Below are 18,943 nucleotides of genomic sequence, written 5' to 3'. Positions count from 1 at the left end.
CGCAGGAGAGTAAACTCCTGCGCCGGCCGCCCTTGGCCGCATTTCCCCCTTCCCCTCGAGCCGCCGCCAGAGGATCCCACCCCTTCGTGGAGGTCCCGTCGTGTCGTCTGTGCCTGTTCGTTTTTCCGTGCTGTCCCTGCGTCGCCGCCCATTGGCGAGGGCCCTTGCCAATGGTCTTCTGCTGACCACAGTGGCCACTGCCGGCGCCGCCTCGGCGCAATCGGCGCCGGTTGAAGAAGAGGGCAGGACAGCCTCGCAGACCCTGCAGACCGTGCAGGTCACCGCCAACCAGCTGGGCACCATCACCGAGGGCAGCGGCGCGTACACGCCGGGTACCATCGCCACCGCCACCCGCTTGGTGCTGACTCCGCGGCAGACCCCGCAGACCATCAGCGTGATCACCCGTGCGCAGATGGACGACTTCGGTCTGGATGGCATCGATGACGTGATGCGGGTGACCCCGGGCATCAGCATCGTCACCTACGACAGTGAGCGCACCGAGTACTACGCACGTGGTTTTGCCGTGCAGAACTTCCAGTACGACGGCATTCCGATGTCACGCGACTCGGCGTACTCGGCCGGCAATACGCTCAGCGATACCGCGATCTACGACCGCATCGAAGTGCTCAAGGGCGCCACCGGCCTGCTGACCGGCATGGGCGACCCCGGCGCGACCATCAACCTGGTGCGCAAGAAGCCGGGCAAGGAATTTGCTGGCAGTGCGACGCTGGGGGTCGGCCGCTGGGACGACTACCGTGCCGAAGTCGATGTCGGCGGACCGTTGACCGCCGATGGCCGCGTGCGCGGGCGCGCGGTAGGTGCCTGGCAGGACAAGCATTCCAATCTGGATTTCTACCAGCGCACCAGCAAGGTCGGCTATGCCGTGCTGGAAGCCGATCTGGGCGAACGCACGCTGCTGACAGTCGGTGGCGACGTGCTGGAGAGCGATCCCAAGGGCTCGACCTGGGGCGGTATTCCGCTGCTGGACAGCCAGGGCAATTTCAACGACATGCCGCGCTCGTTCAACAACGGCACCCACTGGAGCGGTTGGCGCCAATACGTGCGCACCGGCTTTGCCACGCTGGAACATACCTTCGACAACGACTGGGTAGCCAAGCTGCAGCTCAACCATCAGGTCAACGGCTACGATGCGGCACTGGCCGGTGCGGCCGGTGGCAATCCCAATCCGGTCACCGGCGAAGGCGTCTCGTTGTGGCTGGGCAAGTACGTCGGCAAGACGGTCAGCAACGCGGCCGACTTCTATCTGAGCGGCAATTTCGGCCTGTTCGGTCGCCAGCATGAACTGGTGGTCGGCGGCAGTGCCTCGCGCAAGCGCTGGACCAACACCGGCTATTCGCCGCAGCCCGGGTACCCGACCGCCGTTGCCGACTACAACAGCTGGAAGGGCGACATCCCGGAGCCGGAATGGCAGCGCGGTTATGGCAACAATGAGGTGACCCGCGAGAACGGCCTGTACGTGGTCGGTCGCTTCGACGTGGCCGACCCGTTGAAGGTGATCGTCGGCAGCCGCCTGGCCAGCTACCGTTCGCCGCAGACGCGCGAGACCGGCGTGTTCGTGCCTTATGCCGGCGTGGTCTACGACCTTGGCCAGCACTATTCGGTGTATGCCAGCTACAGCACCATCTTCAAGCCGCACAGCGAACGCGACGAACAGGGCAAGGCACTGGATCCGCTGGAAGGCCGCAGCTATGAAATGGGCCTGAAGGCGGAGTTCCTCGACGGCCGCTTCAATGCCAGCGCGGCACTGTTCCAGCTCGACCAGGACAATTTCGCCCAGCCTACAGGYGGCAAAACGCCCAACGGAGAAGACGCCTATCGCGCACTGATGGGCGTACGCACCAAGGGCTACGAACTGGAGATGTCCGGGCAGTTGGCCGAGGGCTGGCAGGTGCAGGGTGGCTTTGCGCACAAGATCGCCCGCCAGGCCGGCAGCAAGGTGACCACGCTGGAGCCGGAAAACCAGTTCAGCCTGCACACCAGCTACCGCCTGCGCGGCGACTGGCAGGGCCTGACCGTCGGTGGCGGTGCGCGCTGGCAGGACTCCACGTTCGGCGACATCACCAACCCCGCCAGTGGCACGTCGGTGGTTCATCGCACCCAGCCGTACTGGCTGCTGGATGCCATGGCCCGGTACCAGTTCAACGATCGCCTGTCGGCCACGGTCAACGTCAACAACCTGCTGGACAAGCGCTATTACACGATCTTCAGCTGGTACAGCACCTACACCTGGGGCGAGCCGCGCAACGTGCGGCTGGCAGTGACGTACAGGTTCTGATCGCGTTGCAACAGGACATGCCCGCGATGCCGGATGGCATCGCGGGCATGCTGGTTACAGCTTCAGGTCGAACACCAGCACTTCGGCGTCGTTGCCGTTTTCCAGGGTCAGCTGTGCCTCGTCGCTGACCTGCAGTGCGTCACCCGCTTCCAGGGTGATGCCGTTGACCTGCAGCTGGCCACGCGCCACCTGCACATACGCGCCGCGGCCGGCAGCCAGGGCGTGGTGCAGCTTCTGCTCGCCATCGAGGATGGTGGCGAAGATGCGCGCATCCTGATGGATATGCAGCGAACCATCGGCGCCATCCGGCGAGGCGATCAGGCGCAGCTGGCCGCGCTTGCTCTCCGGCGTGAAGTGGGTCTCCTCATACGACGGCGCGATGTTCTCGGCCTCCGGGAAGATCCAGATCTGCAGGAAATGCACCGGATCGCTGGCCGAATGATTGAACTCGCTGTGGCTGACGCCGCTGCCTGCGCTCATGCGCTGCACGTCGCCGTAGCGCAGCACCGAACCGGTGCCCATCGAGTCCTTGTGTTCCAGCGCGCCGCCCAGCACGTAGGAGACGATCTCCATGTTGCTGTGGCTGTGGGTGCCGAAACCCTGGCCGCCGATCACCTTGTCTTCGTTGATGACCCGCAGCGGGCCGAAGCTCACATAGCGGGGGTCGTAGTAGCTGGCGAACGAGAAGGTATGGCGCGAGGACAGCCAGCCATGCTCGGCCAGGCCACGGGTAGCGCTCTTGCGGATCTGCAGCATGATGGAATCTCCTTGTTCGATGGTTTCGATGGGGCGGGGTGGGCGGGTAGCCGCTGTGTTTCCCCGTTGAAGAGAAGTATCCGCTTGCACCTTGGGTTTGAAAAACGGATAGTTTTGACAGCCATCATCGAAAATTTCGAATGCTCAAGCTCAGCCTCGATGCCCTGCAGATCCTGGATGCGATCGACCGCCGAGGCTCCTTTGCCGGCGCCGGCAAGGCCCTGCACAAGGTGCCTTCGACCATTTCCTACACCGTGGCCAAGCTGGAAGAGGATCTGGGGGTGCAGCTGTTCGACCGGATCGGCCCGCGGGCGGAGCCGACCGAGGCCGGGCGCGCGCTGCTGGAGGAGGGCAGGCACCTGCTGCGTGCGGCCCGGGAGCTCGAGCTGCGGGTGCGGCGGGTGGCCTCGGGCTGGGAGGCGGAATTGACCCTGGCGGTGGATTCGGTGTTTCCGACCTGGCTGCTGGGGCCGGATATCGCCGCGTTCCGCGAGGTGGCGGCGCCCACCCGGCTGCGCCTGTTTGGCGAAGCACTGTCCGGTACCTGGGAAGCGCTGCTGGACCGGCGCGCCGACCTGTTGGTCGCGGCTCCCGGTGAGGGTCCCAGTGGCGGGGGCTACGTGGTCGAGCCGCTGGGCAGCGTTGATTTTGTGTTTGCGGTGGCACCCGGGCATCCGCTGGCGTCCGTACCGGGTGTGCTGGGCCGCGAGCAGTTGGCGCCGTATTGCGCGATCGCCGTGTCCGACTCTGCGCGGCGGCTGCTGCCACGAACGGTGGGGCTGTTGATGGGCCAGGAGACGTTGACCGTGCCGGACATGGCCAGCAAGTTGAAGCTGCAGTGCCAGGGGCTGGGATTCGGCTTCCTGCCCGAGCCTTGCGCGCGCGCGGCGGTGGCGCGCGGCCAGCTGGTGATCCGCGAGGTCGAGGAGCACAAGCCGGAAGAGACCTTCTGGCTAGCCTGGCGCACCGGTGAAGATGGCGCGGCCCTGCGCTGGTGGCGCGAGCGCTTGCGGCGGCCGGAGCTGCTGGCGCAATGGTGGCAGGCGATGGCAGAGGGGTAGGGTTCGGCAGGGCTGCGCCCTGCACCTGCAGTAGTGCCGGCCGCTGGCCGGCAACCTCAACAGCAACAGCAACAGCAACAGCAACAGCAGAAGCTGGTTTCCTGTGGGGAGGCGGGGTGGGTCCGGTTGCGGGAGACGCCGTAAACCCGTCCATGGGGGCTTGGCCGCGGCATCCATGCCGCGGACACTCCCGCAACCGGACCCACCCCGCCTTCGACAGATTTCCGGCGATCTGTCGGTGCTGTTGCGGTTGGTGGGTGTCGACCCTGGTCGACACGGTAGATCCACGCCATGCGTGGATGCTCTTCGATCAATTGTCGAAATATTCGAACTCCAACTCGAACTCGATGGAGATTCATCCACGCATGGCGTGGATCCATCGGATCGCGAGAATCTGTCAGAGGTGGGGCGGTGTCGGAGTGCGGGGTGTCAGCCGCATGGATGCGGCTGCCAAGCCTACAGGGACGTACTTGCGGCGTCCCCGCACTCCGGCACCGCCCCGCCACCCCACGGAATGCCAGCTGTTGCTGTTGCTTGCGCAGTGGCTTCTGCAGGTGCAGGGCGCAGCCCTGCCGAACACGCATAAAAAAACAGCAGGCCGAGGCCTGCTGTTTCGGTGTAATGGTGCGCCCGGAGAGATTCGAACTCCCGACCGCCTGGTTCGTAGCCAGGTACTCTATCCAACTGAGCTACGGGCGCCAATTACATAAACTTGTTGTGTTGATCGTGTGTGGTGCGCCCGGAGAGATTCGAACTCCCGACCGCCTGGTTCGTAGCCAGGTACTCTATCCAACTGAGCTACGGGCGCGCGGTACACAATCAAATTTTACTGCACTTCCAGCGGCGGATGCTGAAGGTCTGTCGAGTGGTGCGCCCGGAGAGATTCGAACTCCCGACCGCCTGGTTCGTAGCCAGGTACTCTATCCAACTGAGCTACGGGCGCCCTGCGACAGGAGCGGAATTATGCGGATGTCGGCGCGAGTCGTCAACGCTTTTGTGAAAATTTTCACCCAACTGAATGAAAAACGCCTCTGCGACAGCCTCCGGGTGTTTCATCCACGCGAAGTGATCGGCCTGCGTACCCAGCTCCTGCGCAGAAAGCACGCGTAATTCCGAGGCGACATTCGGCAGTTTCGCCAGCAGCGCCTGCATTGATCCGCTCGGCGCCAGCCAATCGTCTTCCATCAGCACCGCCTGCGCACTGCCGTGCACGCGCGCCATCTGCGCATCCAGGTCCTCGTCCATGCCTGCGGCGGCGTAGTGATTGCTCAGCCCTACGCGTGCCCAGTCAGCGATCAGTCCGCGTGCTTCGGTGCCGCCGAAACCGAGCCGGCGCCCGTGCAGCACGCCCTGGCGCCGCGCGATCCACGGCAGGAAGCGATAGATCAGTGGCAGCAGCCAACCGCGTGGTGGCGGGAACGTGCGCCAGAACGGTGTGCCGCTGGCGGCCAGCCACAATCGATCGAACGCCTGTGGTTGGCGTCCGGCGTGCACGCAGGCCAGCTGCCCACCCAGGCTGTGGCCACCGATGATCCATGGCAGTGCCTCCTGCGCGTCATCGGCATCGGCGAGCAGGGCCTCGCTGGCCGGCAGATCGTGGTCGAGAATCTGCCGGTAGCCCCAATCCTGGCTGCGCGACGGGCGCAGCGAACTGCTGCCATTGCCACGCCATTCGTGCAGGTAGACCGCCACGCCCCTGGCTGCAAGTGCCTGCGCCAGTGGTACGTAGTGGCGCGCGGCCACGCCCAGCGCCGGCAGCCACAACAGCCGTGCCAGCGGCTGTGCGGGCGCACAGGCGATCACGTCGAAACGGTGGCCATCGCCGCTGTTCACAGTGAGCGCGCGTAGCGAATCACTCATGCGTGGGGCGCCGCGCCGAAGTGGTCCAGTACCAGCACCTCGCTGCGACCGGGCGCATAGCCCTGCTGCAATCCGCGCGCTACGTAGTCGATGCCGGCTTCGCAGGCGTTGGCCAGGCTCAGCCCGTTGCAGAGCTGCGCGGCGATGGCCGAGGCCAGCGTGCAGCCGGTGCCATGCGCATCCAGTGGCAGGCGGGCATGGATGAATTCTTCGCTGCTGACGCCGTCGAAGTAGCGGTCGACCACGCGGTTGCCTTCGTGCAGGTGCCCGCCCTTCAGCAGCACTGCACCGGCGCCCAGATCAAGGAGCGAGGCGGCGGCCCGCTCTGCATCGTTGCCATCGGCGATGCTGCGGCCGACCAGCAGCTCCGCTTCGGGTGCATTGGGGGTGACCAGGGTGGCCAGTGGCAGCAGCCGTTGACGCATTGCCTGCAGCGCGCTGTCCTCCAGCAGGCGCGCACCGCTGGTGGCCACCATCACCGGGTCGAGCACCACGTGCGGTGGTCGATGGCGTTCCAGTGCATCGGCCACCGCGTGGATCACCTCGGCGTTGGCCAGCATGCCCAGCTTCACCGCGTGGATGTCGAAGTCGTCGAAGCAGGCTTCGATCTGCGCGCGCAGGAAGTCGATCGGTGGCACGTGCACGGCGCGGACGCCGCGGGTGTTCTGCGCGGTCAGTGCGGCAATCACCGACAGCCCATGCACGCGATGCGCGGCGAAGGCCTTCAGGTCGGCCTGGATGCCGGCGCCGCCGCCGGAGTCGGAGCCAGCGATGGTCAGGGCGGAAACAGGGGTGGTCGGGCTCATGCAGCGATTGTGCCGTGCTGCCTTGCCAGGGGGTAGTGCCGGCCGGGCTGCGCCCGGCACCGGCACAAGCAACAGCAACACCTGGAGCAACGGCGGCATGTGGTGGGATGCGGGGTGGTGTGGGCCTGCAGGACACGCCGTAGACCCGTCCGTGGGGGCTCGATGGCGCCATCCATGGCGCCAACGGTCCTGCAGCCCCACACCGCCCCGCATCTGACGGCTTCCTGCGCAGTAGATCCACGCCATGCGTGGATATCGCGGAAAAGATCGGATGGACAACGTAGAACCACGCCATGCGTGGATGACGCCATGCTCAACGCCGCCAGCGCGCCCACTGCTGGTAGGACACATAGCCCAGCCCGGTCAGGCCGGTCAGCAGGGCAGGGGCCAGCAGGGCGTCGTATTGCCAGCGCACGAACAGCCAGGCGCCGATCACGCCGCCAGCAAGGAAGCCGCTGATGATCAGGCCGCTCAGGGTCAGGCGTCGTACCTGCAGCGGCAGCCCGCGCAGCAGGTGGCCCAGGCCGATGCCGAGGTCGGTGAACATGCCGCTGAGATGAGTGGTGCGTACGACGGCACCACTGAAGGTGGTGGCCATCGCATTCTGCAGTCCGCAGGCCATCGCGGCCGCCAATGCGCCCCATATCTGATGCTGCTTGAACAGCGGAATGGCCGCCAGCAGCAACAGCGATTCCAATGCCAGCGCCACGCCGTAGCGCCGGCCGAGCTGCAGTGCGCTGTCCTGGATCAGCAGTCCGCTGACCATCGCGCCCAGCGAAAACGCGATCAGCAGCCCCCACAAATGGCCGACCGCGCGCCAGTCACCTTGCGCCAGTGCCATGCCAAGCTGGCTGGTGCTGCCGGTCATGTGGCTGACCGCCTGGTGTTCAAAACCGAGGAAGCCAACCACATTGACCATGCCGGCCACGCACGACAGGGCGACCGCGCCGATCCAGACCCAGGTGGGCAGGCGGATTCCCATGGCAGGCCCCTCAGGGCCCGCCGAAGCCGCCGTTGAACTGCAGCTCGCTGAAGGTCCCGCTGGCCGGGTCGAAGACCGCGCCCCAGAACTGCGCGCCGCCATCGCAGACCCGTACCGCCTCGCGGGCGGGCCGCAGGCTGTTGTCTTCAGGCAGATGGAACGCGTTGATGTAGATCACCTGCTTTCCGTCCAGCTCGATGCCGACGTACTGGCGATCGAAATCCAGCACGTGCGGCACCTGCGCTTCCAGCGATGCCAGCTTCGCTTCCAGCTGGTCCACCTGCTGCCGGCTCGGTGCCCAGTAGCCGCTGACCCGCCCGGCCTCGCGGCCGGGGCTGGGGCGCGAGCAGGTGTCGAGCACCTGCGCGGCGATGATCGGGCGGGTGACCACCCAGGACTGGCCACTGCGTTCTGTGGTCGGCACGCTGGCCGGTCCCTGCGTGGTCGCGCAGGCACCGAGCAGCGTGGCAATGGCGACCGCCAGCGATGGCAGCAGCAGACGGGTGCAGCGGTTCACAACACCTCCGAGGCGTAATCGGCCAGCCGCGAGCGTTCACCGCGACGCAGCGTGATGTGCGCGCTGTGCGGCCAGTTCTTGAAGCGGTCCACGGCGTAGGTCAGGCCCGACGTGGTTTCGGTCAGGTACGGGGTGTCGATCTGTTCGACGTTGCCCAGGCAGACGATCTTGGTGCCGGGACCGGCACGGGTGATCAGCGTCTTCATCTGCTTGGGGGTCAGGTTCTGCGCCTCGTCCAGGATCAGGTAACGCGACAGGAACGTACGGCCGCGCATGAAGTTCATCGAGCGGATCTTGATGCGGCTGGCGAGCAGGTCGTTGGTGGCCTGGCGGCCCCAGGTGCCGCCTTCCTGGTTGTGCGTCAGCACTTCCAGGTTGTCGGTCAGCGCGCCCATCCACGGCGTCATCTTCTCTTCCTCGGTACCGGGCAGGAAGCCGATGTCCTCGCCGACGCTGACCGTGGCGCGGGTCATGATGATCTCGCGGTAGCGCTGCTGGTCCATCGTCTGCGCCAGGCCGGCGGCCAGTGCCAGCAGGGTCTTGCCGGTGCCGGCGGTACCGAGCAGGGTGACGAGGTCGATCTCCGGATCCATCAGTGCGTTGAGTGCGAAGTTCTGCTCGCGGTTGCGCGCGCTGATGCCCCACACGGCATGGCTGCCGTGGCGGAAGTCATCGACCAGCGACAACACCACCTTGCCATCGCCGACGATCCTGCTGACGCGCAGCTCGACTTCGTCTTCGCCCGGCAGGTACACGTACTGGTTCGGGTACCACTCTTCGCCGTCCTGGGCGAGGATTTCGTAGTGCGTGCGGCCCTTGTCGCTCCAGCTGCGCAGATCCTCGCCGTGGCGCTTCCAGAAGTCTTCCGGCAGCTCGGTGGCGCCGGTGTAGAGCAGGCTGAAATCGTCCAGCGCGCGGTCGTTCTCGTAGTCTTCCGAGACGATGCCGGCGATGGCCGCCTTGATGCGCAGGTTGATGTCCTTGGAGACGAACACCACCGGGATCTCCGGCGTTTCTTCCTTCAGCGCCAGGATCGCGCCGAGGATGGCGTTGTCCGGGATGACCTTGCCAAAGCTCTTGCCCGCGTCGAAATGGCTGGTCTGGAAGCGCAGCAGGCCCACGCTCTGCTTGCCGCGCAGCTGCAGGCCCTGCGGCCGCTGCAGCGGAATGCCCTCGGCCAGGTTGTCCAGGCCCGAAGCCTGCACCAGCTCGTTGAGGAAGCGGCTGACCTGGCGGGCATTGCGGCTCGCTTCGGTCGTGCCCTTCTTGCCGTTGTCCAGCTCCTCGATCACCTGCATGGGCAGGTAGACATCGTGCTCCTCGAATTTGAACAGCGCGGTGGGATCGTGCATCAGCACGTTGGTATCCAGCACGTAGATGCGCTTGCCTCGGGTCATCATCGGTTCCTGGTTACGGACAGGGAAAAACCACCACGGCCTGCTGCAGGGCAGGGTGGTGGCGGACAAAGTGGGCGATGGGACTCACTTGGACTGATTGGCCTTCAGTTCGGCGAGGACGGCGTCGGCATGGCCGGCGACCTTGACCTTGCGCCATGACTGCACGATGCGGCTGTCGGGGGAAATCAGGAAGGTGCTGCGCTCGATGCCACGTACCTGCTTGCCGTACATGTTCTTCATCTTGATCACGTCGAAGGCGCTGCACAGCGCTTCGTCGGCATCACTGACCAGCGGGAACGCGAAGCCCTGCTTGGCACAGAAGTTGTCGTGGGACTTCACCGAGTCGCGGGAGACGCCAAGCACGACCGCGCCCGCTTTCCTGAAGTCGGGCAGCAGTGCGTTGAAGTCGATGCCCTCGGTGGTGCAGCCCGGGGTGCTGTCCTTGGGGTAGAAGTACAGCACCAGCCACTGGCCGGCGTAATCGCCGAGGGTGGCCTGGGCGCCGCCGGACAGCGCCAGCGGCAGGGAAAGGGTGGTGCTGTCCAGGGTATCGCCGTTGTTCATGAGGTCCTTCTGTCGAGCCTGGGTTCTTTCTACGACAATTGCATGAAACGCCACGCGCCCGTGAGGAGCGCGCGAAGAATCAGGGTTTCAATCAGAACTTCATCGGGTCCATGATCGCGTCCAGGTTCAAGTGGTCGCAGAACTCGAGGAAATCATCGCGCAGGGCGGCGATATGCATGTTGGCCGGCACGCCGATGGTGACCTGTGCGCTGAACATTTCCGCACCGGTCTGCATGGCGCGGTAGCGCGTGCTCTGCAGGGTCTCGATGGTGATGCCCTGGCGGTCGAAGAAATCGGCCAACTGGAACAGGATGCCCGGCTTGTCGGCGGCGATCACCTCGACGATGTACGGCAGCAGGTTGGACTGCGCCTGCTTGGCTTCGGTGCGATACCACACCAGCTTCAGGCCTTCCTCGCGCTCGAGCCGGGTCAGCATCGCTTCCAGCTTGGCGACCGAATCCCAGGAGCCGGTGGCCAGCGCGGTCACCGAGACATCGCGGCCCACGGTGGCCAGGCGTGCATCCACCAGATTGCACCCGCTGTCGGCGATGCGGCGGGTGACGGACAACAGGGGGGACTCCGGATGCGTCGTATAGGCGTTGATCAGGAGGTGGTTTTCGCTCGGCGCTGGGCGCGGGGTGGTGTCGGTCAAGGCGATTCCGGGTAATGCATGCGTTAGTCTGAATGCCCGCCAGAGGCGGGGATCCACCGGTGTCCAGCATACTTGCCCGTGCTTTCGCGCCGCAAGTAACATTCAGAACGCCCGCGCCCTTCCGTGGCGGACGTTTTCCCTCCCCAGCCAAGAGCAGCACGTCCTTGTCCCTTTCCGGCCTCATCACCGCGCTGGCGACCCCCTTCCGGGCCGACGGCGCACTCGACCCCGACGGTTGGCAGCGCCTGCTGCACCTGCAGCTGGAGGGCGGCGTCCAAGGCGTTGTCGTTGCCGGCTCCACCGGCGAGGCAGCCACCCTGTCCGATGCGGAGTACGACCAGCTGCTGGCCAGCGCGGTCGAACGCATCGCCGGCCGCGTTCCGGTCCTGGCCGGTACCGGCCTGTCCGGCACCGCCAAAACCATCGAGCAGACCCGCCGTGCTGCCGCGCTTGGCGCCACCCACGCGCTGGTGGTCACCCCGCCGTACGTGCGGCCGACCCAGGCTGGCCTGATCGCGCATTACCGCGCGGTCGCCGACCAGGCCGGAGTGCCGGTGGTGCTGTACAACGTGCCCGGCCGCACCGGCTGCGACATGCTGCCGGAGACCGTGGCCGAGCTCGCCAGCCATCCGAACATCGTCGGCATCAAGGAAGCGGTGGGCGATACCGGCCGCGTGCGGGCACTGCTTGACCTGCGCAGCCCGACCTTTGCCGTGCTCACCGGCGATGACGGCACGGCCGCACGTTCGATCCAGGCCGGCATGGACGGTCTGATCTCGGTCGGTTCCAACGTGCTGCCCGGCGCCTATCGCCGGATGTGCGACCTGGCCGCTGCCCGCGACCATGAAGCCGTTGAATCCTGGGACGCTCGCCTGCAGCCGTTCCATGACTTCTGCGGTGTCGAATCCAACCCGATTCCGGTCAAGGCGCTGTTGCGTCGGATCGGCATCGGTCACGATCTGCGCCTGCCGCTGCTGCCGCTTTCGGCCGCACACGCGCCTGCCGCCGACCATCTCGCCGGCGATATCGCCGCCCTCGAAGCCCTTTCCAGCCACTGACCTTCCGTCTTGGTCTGATCCAGGAGATTCACATGCGCCAATCCGTTTCCGCCGTCCGCGTGCTGTCCTTCGCGCTCCTTGCCGTGGCCACCGCAGCCGGCACCACCGGTTGCTTCAAGCGTGGCGTCAAGGGCGACTACGCTCTGGCCCCGGAAGTGCGTCCGCTGGAAGTGCCGCCGGACCTGAACCTGCCGGCAGGCGCCGGCAACAACCAGGTGCCGACCCTGAGCTCGGCGACCAAGCCGGCCACCCCGGCCGCCGCTGCCCCCGCCGTCAGCGCCACCGGTTTCACCATTGCCGGCAGCAAGGATGAAGCCTTCGCCAAGGTCGGTACCGCGCTGGAAGGCGTGGAAGGCCTGACCATCGCTACCCGCGCGCAGCTGCTGGGTTCGTACGACGTGGCCTATGAAGGCAGCAACTTCCTGGTCCGCGTGGTCGCCGTCGACGCCGGTGCCTACATCTCCGCGGTCGACCCGCGTGGCCTGCCGGCCACCGCCGAAGCCCCGGTGAAGCTGATTGCCGCGCTGAAGGCCAAGCTGGCCCCGTAATGGCCGGTTGGGCGGGTGCGGAGCCTGCTGGTTCGCACCTGCCGTGGTAGACGCCGGCCCTGGTCGGCGCCTTTGTGCCAACCAAGGTTGGCAGCTACCAGGGCCAGAACGGAAAAGGGCGCCCTGGGCGCCCTTTTCATTGCCTGCGGGTTCGCACCTGCCGTGGTAGGGGCCGACCTTGGTCGGCGCCTTTGYGCCAACCAAGGTTGGCAGCTACCARGGCCAGAACGGAAAAGGGCGCCYTGGGCGCCCTTTTCATTGCCTGCTGGTTCGCACCTGCCGTGGTAGAGGCCGACCTTGGCCGGCGCTTTTGTGCCAACCAAGGTTGGCAGCTACCAGAGCCATGGTGCCTGCGCCTCAGCGCTCCAGCAGCTTCAGCTTGTCCGGCTTGCCATCCCACTCACCGGCGTCGGCCGGCGGGTCCTTGCGCACGGTCAGCACCGGCCATTCCTTCGCCAGTTCTGCATTGAGGGCGACGAAACCTTCCTGGCCGGCGGGAACATCGTCTTCCGGGAAGATCGCGTTGACCGGGCACTCGGGTTCGCAGAGGGTGCAGTCAATGCACTCGTCCGGGTCGATCACCAGGAAGTTCGGGCCTTCGTGGAAGCAATCCACGGGACACACTTCCACGCAATCGGTGTGTTTGCACTTGATGCAGTTTTCGGTGACGACAAATGGCATGGGTAGGGGGCGAATCGCTTTCTGAACCTGCCAATTCTAGAACAGGTTGGCCCCCGGTGTCGGTTGCCGTGTGAAAGTGGGGCGGATGGGTGGCCCGAAGACCCATTTGGCGGCGTGCCCGCCCTGTGCGACGCTGCCAGGGCCGCCGGCCCGCTTCGGTCGGCCCCTTCCTTGCAGGATCCTTCATGTCGCCAGTCCAGCCCGGTGCCGCTTCCAACGGCGGTGAGAACACTGCCTTCATCGTCCTGATCAGTTGCGCCGCCACCCTCGGCGGGTTCCTGTTCGGCTTCGATAGTGGCGTCATCAATGGCACCGTCGATGGCCTGCGCCAGGCCTTCAACTCCAGCGAGGCCGCGCTCGGCTTCGAGGTCGCCTCGATGCTGCTGGGGTGCGCGATCGGGGCGTTCGTGGCCGGTTGGCTTGGCGATCGGCTGGGACGTCGCGGCGTGCTGATCGTGGCGGCCGTGATGTTCCTGGTGTCGGCGCTGGGCGCCGGCGCTGCACATGCCTCCTGGTTGTTCGTCTGCGCACGCGTGCTCGGCGGGTTCGCTGTCGGTGCGGCCAGCGTGATGTCGCCGGCCTACATCGCCGAAGTCGCCTCTGCGCGCTATCGCGGCCGGCTGGCGACCGTGCAGCAGATGGCGATCATCTGCGGCCTGTTCGCAGCGTTCCTCAGCAACTATCTGCTGGCTCGGGCGGCGGGTGCGTCGACCGAGCCGCTCTGGCTGGGGCAGGAAGCCTGGCGCTGGATGTTCTGGATGCAGGCACTGCCGTCGCTGCTGTTCCTGCTGTTGTTGCTGGTGATCCCGGAAAGCCCGCGCTTCCTGGTGATGAAGGGCCGGCAGGCGCAGGCGAGGGCGGTGCTTGGCCGGTTGTACGGCGAACGTGCCGCGGTGAACAAGCAGGCCGAGATCGAAGCAAGCCTGGCCCAGGACCAGCACAAGCCGCGATTCGGCGACCTGATCAACAAGGCCACCGGCAAGCTGCGCCCCATCGTCTGGGTCGGCATCGGCCTGGCGATGTTCCAGCAGCTGGTCGGCATCAATGTGGTGTTCTATTACGGCGCGGTGCTGTGGCAGGCGGTGGGTTTCTCGGAAAGCGATGCGCTGCTGATCAACGTCCTGTCCGGTGCGCTGAGCATCGGCGCCTGCCTGCTGACGGTGGTGCTGATCGATCGCATCGGCCGCAAGCCGCTGCTGTGGGTCGGTTCGGTCGGCATGTCGGTGGCCCTGGTGCTGATGGTGGTGGCCTTCGCCAGCGGCAGCCTGGCCGAGGGGCGCCTGCAGCTGTCCGACGGCATGGGCCGGTTGGCGCTGGTAGCGGCCAACGTCTATGTGGTGTTCTTCAACATGTCGTGGGGCCCGGTGATGTGGGTGATGCTGGGCGAGATGTTCCCGAACCAGATCCGCGGCCCGGCGTTGGCCGTGGCCGGTGCGGCGCAGTGGACCTCGAATTTCGCGATCACCGTGACCTTCCCGATGCTGCTGGCCGGCATCGGCCTGGCCGGTGCGTACGGCATCTACACCGTGGCCGCGATCCTCTCGATCATCTTCGTCGTCCGCTACGTGCGCGAGACCAAGGGCAAAGAGCTGGAGCAGATGGAAGGCTGATGGCTTGGCCTGAGTTTCAGCGCCTCCCTGTTCCGAGGGGAGGCGGCAGGCCAGCCGCTCCAGGACACGCCGTATACCCATCCATGGGGGCTCGATGGCGCCATCCATGGCGCCAACGGTCCTGGAGCGGCTGGCCTGCAGCCTCTCGACAGATCGCGGGTGGCGGACACACGCAAGCGCGTCCGGGCTGATCTGCTTCGGAGGAGCGAGGCTGTTCTTGATCTTGCCGCCGGCGCGGGAATTGTCAGGAGGGGGCGGGCCACCCTGTCCTGGACCGTTGGCGCCATGGATGGCGCCATCGACCACCATGGATGGGCTTTTGCGTGTCCAGGACAGGGTGGCCCGCCCCCTCCCTCGCAGGAACAAGGAGGCGCTCAAGCGACCAGCCCAGTCGGCGACACGATTCCGGAAAACAGAAAAGCCCGCACAAGGCGGGCTTTTTCGGTTCCTGCTGCGGCGACTGGTGCTCCCTAGGGGACTCGAACCCCTGTTTTAGCCTTGAGAGGGCCACGTCCTAACCACTAGACGAAGGGAGCAGTGTGTCGCTGCCGGTGCAGGAGCGCTAGTATATGCACCTCGATGCCATTGGGCAATCCCGAAACTTCAACCGGAAGCGCCAACATCATTTCCTCTGCTACATCACCGTTCAGCCTGCGCGTCATCCCGCGCGACCAGCACACGATCTCCCGCAAGGACATCAGCCCGAACGCTTTGCGCGTGCTTTATCGACTGCGCGATGCCGGCTTCGGCGCCTACCTTGTCGGCGGCGCAGTGCGCGATCTGCTGGTCAATGGCCAACCCAAGGATTTCGACGTGGCCACCGATGCCACGCCCGAACAGGTCAAGCAGTTGTTCCGCAACTGCCGCCTGATCGGCCGCCGTTTCCGCCTGGCCCATGTTGTGTTCGGCCGCGAGATCATCGAAGTCGCCACCTTCCGAGCCAACATCGATGACGGCAGCGGCGACCGCGAAATGGAAAACGGCATGCTCGTGCGCGACAACGTGTACGGCAGCATCGAAGACGACGCCATCCGCCGCGACTTCACCTGCAATGCCCTGTATTACGCCATCGAGGACTTCTCGGTGCGTGACTACACCGGCGGCTTCGAAGACGTGCAGGCACGCCTGATGAAGCTCATCGGCGACCCGGTGCAGCGTTACCAGGAAGACCCGGTGCGCATGCTGCGTGCGGTCCGCCTGGCGGCCAAGCTCGGCTTCCAGATCGAAGAGGGCACTGCCGCACCGATCCCGCAGCTGGCCGGCCTGCTCAACGAAGCCGCACCGGCGCGCCTGTTCGAGGAAGTCCTGAAGCTGTTCCTGTCCGGGCATGGCGTTGCCAGCTTCGAAGGACTGGAACGCTACGGCCTGTTCGACGTGCTGTTCCCGGAAAGCGCCAAGGCGCTGAAGTCGAACCGCACCGGCGCGCTGCGCCGCATGCTGGTCGAGGGCCTGGCCAACACCGATGCACGCGTGGCCAATGACGAGCCCGTGTCGCCGGCGTTCCTGTTCGCGCTGCTCCTGTGGCCGGCGTATTGCCGCGCACAGGCAACGCTGCTCAAGCAGGGCGTGGCACCGGAAGAGGCGCAGCGTCGTGCCGCCGACCGTGTCACCGTGCAGCAGCTGAGCACCATTGCATTGCCGCGCCGTTTCTCGCTGCCGATGCAGGAGATCTGGCTGCTGCAGGCGCGCTTCAGTTCGCGCCAGCGCAAGCGCGTGATGCGCACGCTCAGCCACCCCCGTTTCCGTGCCGCCTTCGATTTCCTGGCCCTGCGCCAGGTGGCATCGGCAGAGCACGAAGCCGACGTCGCGTTCTGGCGCGAAGCGCAGGCGCAGTCCGGGCATGAGCTGGATTCGTCGCTGGATTCCCTGCACAGCGATGCCGGCGATGAGGAGGGTGGAGCGCCGCGCAAGCGTCGTCGTCGCCGTCGTCGTCCCGATGGCGCAGCTGCCGGTGCTGCCGAGTAATCCATGACCGGTGCCTGGATCGGGCTGGGTGCCAATCTTGGCGACGCAGCCAACACCGTCCGCGCGGCCATTGCCGCGCTGGACGAGCTGCCCGGAACCCGGCTGACGCAGGCGTCGCGGTTGTACGCGACGCCGGCATGGGGCAACGAGGACCAGCCACCCTTTGTCAACGCAGTGGCCTCGGTCGACACCGATCTGCCCGCCGTCGAGCTGCTGCAGGCCCTGCTCGCGCTGGAGCAGCGCTTCGGCCGCGTACGCGACCCCGCCGTGCACTGGGGGCCGCGTGCGCTGGATCTGGACCTGCTGCTGTTCGGCGAGCAGGTGCTGGACCTGCCCGAGCTGAAGGTGCCGCATCCCTACCTGCACGAGCGTGCGTTCGTGTTGGTGCCATTGGCCGAAATCGCCGCCGATCTGGCCATTCCCGGCCACGGTCGCGTACGGGATGCAGTGATGCGGGTGGATGCCTGCGGGATCGCGCCGTTAGGGTGATAATGCCCGGGTTATCTCCCCCGGTTATCAGCACATGAGCACCCACGCAGACAGCAAGCCCTGGACCGTTCCCGCCCTGGCCGAGGCCAAGCGCAATGGCCAGAAGCTGGTCATGTTGACCGCCTACGACGCAGGCTTCGCCCGCACCTTCGATGCCAATGGCGTCGACCTGATCCTGATCGGCGATTCGCTGGGCATGGTCGTGCAGGGGCACGATTCGACCCTGCCGGTGACCGTCGCCGACATGGTCTATCACACCCGCGCAGTCGCCCGCGTGCTGCAGCGTGCGCTGCTGATCGCCGACCTGCCGTTCGGCGCCGATGCCACCCCGGAACGCGCGCTGGATGCTTCGCTGCAGCTGCTGCAGGCGGGTGCGGAGATGGTCAAGATCGAAGGGGCCGGCTTCAAGGTCGACATCATCCGCTACCTGGTCGAGCGCGAGATCCCGGTCTGTTCGCACCTGGGCCTGACCCCGCAGTCGGTGCTGCGCCTGGGTGGCTTCAAGATCCAGGGCCGTGGCGATGCCGCGCGCCAGCTGGTGGACGATGCCAAGGCCGTGGCTGAAGCCGGTGCCAGCATCATGGTGCTCGAATGCGTGCCGACCCCGGTTGCTGCTGCCGTCACCGCCGCGGTGCCGGTGCCGACCATCGGTATCGGTGCCGGTCCGCAGTGCGACGGCCAGGTGCTGGTGCTGCACGATTTCCTCGGCCTGGACAGCGGCCACCGTCGCCCGAAGTTCGTCAAGGACTTCCTGGCTGAAGGCGGTTCGGTGGCCGGCGCCACCCGTGCCTACGCCGATGCCGTGCGCGATGGCAGCTTCCCCGACGAAGAACACGCGTACGCCCAATGATCCAGACCTTCAACGAACTCGGTGCGCTGCGCGCGCAGATCGCGCAGTGGAAGGGCGAGGGCCTGCGCGTGGCGCTGGTGCCGACCATGGGCAACCTGCACGGCGGGCACCACGCGCTGGTCACCCTGGCAAAGCAGTACGCCGACAAGGTGGTGGCCAGCATCTTCGTCAACCCGACACAGTTCGGGCCGAACGAGGATTTCAGCCGCTATCCGCGCACCCCCGAAGCCGATGTGGCCGGGCTGGAGCAGGTGGGCTGCGATGCGGTGTGGCTGCCCAGCGTCGAAGCGATGTACCCGCTGGGCGTGGACAAGACCACGCAGATGCATGCGCCTGGCGTCAGCGAGGTGCTGGAAGGCGCCAGCCGCCCGGGCCATTTCGATGGCGTGTGCACGGTGGTGGCGCGGCTGTTCCTGCAGGTACAGCCGGATGTGGCCGTGTTCGGCCGCAAGGACTACCAGCAGCTGGCGGTCATCAAGCAGATGGTGGCCGAGCTGTCGTTCCCGATCCAGATCGTCGGTGCCGAGATCGTGCGCGATGAGGATGGCCTGGCCAAGAGCTCGCGCAACCAATACCTCAGCGCCGAGCAGCGCCCCTTGGCGACCACCCTTCACCGCACCCTGCTGGGCATGCGCGAAGGCTATGTGGCCGGGCACGCGCGTGAACGCATCGAGGCCGACGCCGTCGCTGCGCTGCAGGCAGCGGGCTTCCAGGTGGATTACGCGGTACTGCGCACTCCGGAGCTGGCCGAGCCGAGTTTCGATGGTGGCGGCCGCGTGGCCCTGATCGCCGCGCGCCTGGGCACCACCCGGTTGATCGACAACCTGGAGTTCTGAACCGCCCCGCGCGGT

18 protein-coding genes and 4 tRNA genes are annotated in these 18,943 nt (G+C 66.1%); 9 read left to right on the top strand and 13 right to left on the bottom strand.

The features are described 5' to 3' along the window. Window positions 1-100: 100 nt before the first annotated feature. Window positions 101-2,296: a TonB-dependent siderophore receptor gene (locus AC1DCU_RS07815; RefSeq protein WP_313115650.1), complete on the top strand. Its 2,196-nt coding sequence runs from the start codon at window positions 101-103 to the stop codon at window positions 2,294-2,296. Between the two features lie 54 nt (window positions 2,297-2,350). On the opposite strand, the gene AC1DCU_RS07810 is transcribed toward AC1DCU_RS07815, so the two are convergent. After that, window positions 2,351-3,052, bottom strand: coding sequence for a pirin family protein (locus AC1DCU_RS07810; protein ID WP_025878940.1), 702 nt, complete (start codon window positions 3,050-3,052; stop codon window positions 2,351-2,353). Window positions 3,053-3,192: 140 nt separating this feature from the next. Between AC1DCU_RS07810 and AC1DCU_RS07805 the strand changes: the two genes are divergently transcribed. Then, complete coding sequence (locus AC1DCU_RS07805) at window positions 3,193-4,113, top strand: LysR family transcriptional regulator (protein ID WP_025878941.1); 921 nt, start codon at window positions 3,193-3,195, stop codon at window positions 4,111-4,113. A gap of 622 nt (window positions 4,114-4,735) precedes the next feature. Here the strand turns inward: AC1DCU_RS07805 and AC1DCU_RS07800 are convergent. The 10 genes from AC1DCU_RS07800 to AC1DCU_RS07755 all read right to left on the bottom strand — a co-directional run bounded on the left by AC1DCU_RS07800 (window position 4,736) and on the right by AC1DCU_RS07755 (window position 10,891). Then, window positions 4,736-4,812: transfer RNA gene (locus AC1DCU_RS07800), tRNA-Arg, on the bottom strand. Between the two features lie 32 nt (window positions 4,813-4,844). Beyond that, window positions 4,845-4,921, bottom strand: a tRNA-Arg gene (locus AC1DCU_RS07795). Window positions 4,922-4,979: 58 nt separating this feature from the next. Further along, window positions 4,980-5,056: transfer RNA gene (locus AC1DCU_RS07790), tRNA-Arg, on the bottom strand. Beyond that, window positions 5,047-5,973: an alpha/beta hydrolase family protein gene (locus tag AC1DCU_RS07785; RefSeq protein ID WP_282280229.1), complete on the bottom strand. Its 927-nt coding sequence runs from the start codon at window positions 5,971-5,973 to the stop codon at window positions 5,047-5,049. Before AC1DCU_RS07785 ends, AC1DCU_RS07790 begins: the two co-directional genes overlap by 10 nt. Beyond that, window positions 5,970-6,779 (bottom strand): bifunctional hydroxymethylpyrimidine kinase/phosphomethylpyrimidine kinase, encoded by an 810-nt coding sequence (thiD, locus tag AC1DCU_RS07780; RefSeq protein WP_032977907.1) that lies wholly within the window; start codon window positions 6,777-6,779, stop codon window positions 5,970-5,972. The genes AC1DCU_RS07785 and thiD overlap by 4 nt, the downstream gene beginning before the upstream one ends. A 313-nt stretch (window positions 6,780-7,092) precedes the next feature. Further along, window positions 7,093-7,761, bottom strand: a complete 669-nt coding sequence (locus AC1DCU_RS07775) for a YoaK family protein (protein ID WP_059063786.1) — start codon at window positions 7,759-7,761, stop codon at window positions 7,093-7,095. Window positions 7,762-7,771: 10 nt separating this feature from the next. Continuing rightward, window positions 7,772-8,278 (bottom strand): hypothetical protein, encoded by a 507-nt coding sequence (locus AC1DCU_RS07770; protein WP_025879447.1) that lies wholly within the window; start codon window positions 8,276-8,278, stop codon window positions 7,772-7,774. Further along, window positions 8,275-9,675 carry a PhoH family protein gene (locus AC1DCU_RS07765; protein WP_313114434.1) on the bottom strand — a complete coding sequence of 467 codons (1,401 nt, stop codon included), beginning with the start codon at window positions 9,673-9,675 and terminating at the stop codon, window positions 8,275-8,277. Before AC1DCU_RS07765 ends, AC1DCU_RS07770 begins: the two co-directional genes overlap by 4 nt. Before the next feature lie 84 nt (window positions 9,676-9,759). Next, window positions 9,760-10,239, bottom strand: coding sequence for a peroxiredoxin (locus AC1DCU_RS07760; protein ID WP_032977901.1), 480 nt, complete (start codon window positions 10,237-10,239; stop codon window positions 9,760-9,762). A 91-nt stretch (window positions 10,240-10,330) separates the two neighbouring features. Further along, the gene (locus tag AC1DCU_RS07755; RefSeq protein WP_025879444.1) at window positions 10,331-10,891 is read right to left on the bottom strand and encodes a glycine cleavage system transcriptional repressor; all 561 of its coding nucleotides are present in this window, start codon (window positions 10,889-10,891) and stop codon (window positions 10,331-10,333) included. A 164-nt stretch (window positions 10,892-11,055) separates the two neighbouring features. Between AC1DCU_RS07755 and dapA the strand changes: the two genes are divergently transcribed. After that, entirely contained in the window at window positions 11,056-11,949 is an 894-nt protein-coding gene (gene dapA / locus AC1DCU_RS07750) for a 4-hydroxy-tetrahydrodipicolinate synthase (protein WP_025879443.1), read from the top strand. Between the two features lie 32 nt (window positions 11,950-11,981). Then, window positions 11,982-12,497 (top strand): hypothetical protein, encoded by a 516-nt coding sequence (locus AC1DCU_RS07745; RefSeq protein ID WP_025879442.1) that lies wholly within the window; start codon window positions 11,982-11,984, stop codon window positions 12,495-12,497. Between the two features lie 357 nt (window positions 12,498-12,854). On the opposite strand, the gene fdxA is transcribed toward AC1DCU_RS07745, so the two are convergent. Further along, window positions 12,855-13,178 carry a ferredoxin FdxA gene (gene fdxA, locus AC1DCU_RS07740; protein WP_005409054.1) on the bottom strand — a complete coding sequence of 108 codons (324 nt, stop codon included), beginning with the start codon at window positions 13,176-13,178 and terminating at the stop codon, window positions 12,855-12,857. Between the two features lie 185 nt (window positions 13,179-13,363). Between fdxA and AC1DCU_RS07735 the strand changes: the two genes are divergently transcribed. Continuing rightward, window positions 13,364-14,788: a sugar porter family MFS transporter gene (locus AC1DCU_RS07735; protein WP_088101378.1), complete on the top strand. Its 1,425-nt coding sequence runs from the start codon at window positions 13,364-13,366 to the stop codon at window positions 14,786-14,788. Between the two features lie 461 nt (window positions 14,789-15,249). Here AC1DCU_RS07735 and AC1DCU_RS07730 read toward each other — a convergent pair. Then, window positions 15,250-15,324: transfer RNA gene (locus tag AC1DCU_RS07730), tRNA-Glu, on the bottom strand. Window positions 15,325-15,373: 49 nt separating this feature from the next. Here AC1DCU_RS07730 and pcnB point away from each other — a divergent pair. The 4 genes from pcnB to panC are packed head-to-tail and all read left to right on the top strand — an operon-like array spanning window position 15,374 to window position 18,928. Next, the gene (gene pcnB, locus AC1DCU_RS07725; protein ID WP_033830828.1) at window positions 15,374-16,753 is read left to right on the top strand and encodes a polynucleotide adenylyltransferase PcnB; all 1,380 of its coding nucleotides are present in this window, start codon (window positions 15,374-15,376) and stop codon (window positions 16,751-16,753) included. Window positions 16,754-16,756: 3 nt separating this feature from the next. Beyond that, window positions 16,757-17,242: a 2-amino-4-hydroxy-6-hydroxymethyldihydropteridine diphosphokinase gene (gene folK, locus AC1DCU_RS07720; protein ID WP_093820004.1), complete on the top strand. Its 486-nt coding sequence runs from the start codon at window positions 16,757-16,759 to the stop codon at window positions 17,240-17,242. 34 nt (window positions 17,243-17,276) lie between these two features. Then, window positions 17,277-18,092, top strand: a complete 816-nt coding sequence (panB, locus tag AC1DCU_RS07715) for a 3-methyl-2-oxobutanoate hydroxymethyltransferase (RefSeq protein WP_025878796.1) — start codon at window positions 17,277-17,279, stop codon at window positions 18,090-18,092. After that, on the top strand, window positions 18,089-18,928 hold the full coding sequence (panC, locus tag AC1DCU_RS07710; protein ID WP_032977891.1) for a pantoate--beta-alanine ligase: 840 nt from the start codon (window positions 18,089-18,091) through the stop codon (window positions 18,926-18,928). The genes panB and panC overlap by 4 nt, the downstream gene beginning before the upstream one ends. Window positions 18,929-18,943 lie beyond the last annotated feature (15 nt).

The sequence above is a fragment of the Stenotrophomonas sp. 10L48 genome (assembly GCF_056395105.1).
The sequence above is the reverse complement of the archived record's forward strand: the minus strand, read 5'-3'. Positions and strand labels throughout refer to the sequence as shown.